2 rRNA genes are annotated in these 2,457 nt (G+C 51.2%); both read right to left on the bottom strand.

The window, feature by feature from the left end:
- Nucleotides 1-13 precede the first annotated feature (13 nt).
- Nucleotides 14-120, bottom strand: a 5S ribosomal RNA gene (rrf, locus tag ACTND6_RS10815).
- 90 nt (nucleotides 121-210) lie between these two features.
- Nucleotides 211-2,457 (bottom strand): 23S ribosomal RNA (locus ACTND6_RS10810); the annotation flags it as partial.

The following is a 2,457-nucleotide window of genomic DNA, read 5'->3' as shown; positions in this document are numbered from 1 at the left end:
AAAAAAAGCAAAGACCTGGCAACGTGCTCGATTCACCGTAAGGCTATTTTTGCCGCTGATGTGCTTAACTTCTGTGTTCGGGATGGGAACAGGTGTGACCACATCGCTATCGTCACCAGATCTTTACTTCTGAAGGTCATTCCTTCAAAACTGAATAACAATCTCTCTACAAACCTATAACTCTTTCTTCAAGTCGCTGTGTTCTCTCGCGTGAATAAACCTTCGACCTATTAGTATCAGTCAACTCAATACATCACTGTACTTACATCCCTGACCTATCAACCTCGTCGTCTTCAAGGGGTCTTATTTGTTTGAAACAATGGGAAATCTAATCTTGGAGTCGGTTTCACGCTTAGATGCCTTCAGCGTTTATCCGGTCCGTTCTCAGCTATCCAGCTGTGCCACTGGCGTGACAACTGGTGCACCGTAGGAACGTCCACCCTGGTCCTCTCGTACTAGGGGCAGCTCTCCTCAAATTTCCAACGCCCACAACAGATAGGGACCGAACTGTCTCACGACGTTCTGAACCCAGCTCGCGTACCGCTTTAATGGGCGGACAGCCCAACCCTTGGAAGCGAATTCACCTCCAGGATGCGATGAGCCGACATCGAGGTGCCAAACCTCGCCGTCGATGTGAACTCTTGGGCGAGATCAGCCTGTTATCCCCAGGGTAGCTTTTATCCGTTAAGCGACGGCCATTCCATTCTGCACCGCCGGATCACTAACACCGACTTTCGTCCCTGCTCGACCTGTATGTCTCGCAGTCAAGCACTCTTCTGCGTTTGCGCTCGCTGAATGATTTCCAACCATTCTGAGAGTACCTTTGTGCGCCTCCGTTACTCTTTGGGAGGCGACCGCCCCAGTCAAACTGCCCATCTGCCACGGTCCTGTATCCGGATCACGGATATCAGTTAGAATTCCAGTTGAATAAGAGTGGTATCCCAACAGTGACTCCTCGTAGACCGAAATCCACGTCTCATCGTCTCCCACCTATCCTGTGCATATCCAACCGAAACTCAATAGCAGACTGCAGTAAAGCTCCATGGGGTCTTTCCGTCTAGTTGCGGGTAACCTGCATCTTCACAGGTACTAAGATTTCACCGAGTCTGCTGCCGAGACAGTGCCCAAATCATTACACCTTTCGTGCGGGTCAGAACTTACCTGACAAGGAATTTCGCTACCTTAGGACCGTTATAGTTACGGCCGCCGTTCACTGGGGCTTCGGTTCAATGCTTCGCTTGCGCTGACAAATCCCCTTGACCTTCCAGCACCGGGCAGGTGTCACCCCCTATACTTCGCCTTGCGGCTTGGCAGAGAGCTATGTTTTAGTTAAACAGTTGCTAGGGCCTATTCACTGCGGCTCTTTCGAGCACCCCTTATTGCTAACGTACGGGGTCAGTTTGCCGAGTTCCTTGGCAACAGTTCTCTCGCTCACCTCAGGCTACTCGCCTTGACCACCTGTGTCGGTTTTGGTACGGGCCGCTATACAATTAGCCTTAGAAGCTTTTCTCGGGAACTGGTATCTCTCTCTTCACTACTTGATCGCTCGTTCATTCGGTCCAGAGCTCTGCATCCTGCAGCGGATTTGCCTGCTGCCTGCTCCTCTCTGTCCTGCCCAATCCATTAAGGGCTCGAGGTAACCTTTTCCGTCACTCCTTCAGTTGTATCGCGGGTACTGGAATATAAACCAGTCGTCCATCGGCTACGCATTTCTGCCTCGTCTTAGGTCCCGACTTACCCAGGGCGGACGAACCTTCCCCTGGAAACCTTGGTCTATCGGTGTGCAGGATTCTCACCTGCATCTCGCTACTCACACCGGCATTCTCACTTCCAAACGCTCCAGCACTCCTTTCGGTATGCCTTCTATGCTGTTTGGAACGCTCCCCTACCACTTATACATTTCTGCACAAATCCATAGATTCGGTACTACGCTTAGCCCCGGTTAATTTTCGGCGCAGAGATACTCGACTAGTGAGCTGTTACGCACTCTTTCAAGGATAGCTGCTTCTGAGCTAACCTCCTAGCTGTTTGCGCGTCTCCACATCCTTTTCCACTTGGCGTAGATTCTGGGACCTTATCTGATGATCTGGGCTGTTTCCCTTTTGACCATGGACCTTATCACCCACAGTCTGACTGCTGAATATTCTTGCCCGGCATTCGGAGTTTGATAACATTTGGTACGGCTAGGTGCCGCCCGCATATTTTCAGTGCTCTACCTCCGGGTAGATTCGTTCAACGCTAGCCCTAAAGCTATTTCGGGGAGAACCAGCTATCGCCGTGTTCGATTGGAATTTCTCCGCTAGTCACAAGTCATCCGCCAACGTTTCAACGGGGGTCGGTTCGGTCCTCCAGCTGGATTCACCCAGCCTTCAACCTGCTCATGACTAGATCACTACGGCTTCGGGTCTATCTCATCGTACTTGCCACCCTCTTAAGATTCGCTTTCGCTTCGGCTCC

It is taken from the genome of Bulleidia sp. HCP3S3_C9 (genome assembly GCF_052064035.1).
Classification (GTDB): Bacteria; Bacillota_I; Bacilli_A; order Erysipelotrichales; family Erysipelotrichaceae; genus Bulleidia.
Note: the sequence above shows the minus strand (reverse complement) of the source record. Positions and strands in the feature narration are given on the sequence as shown.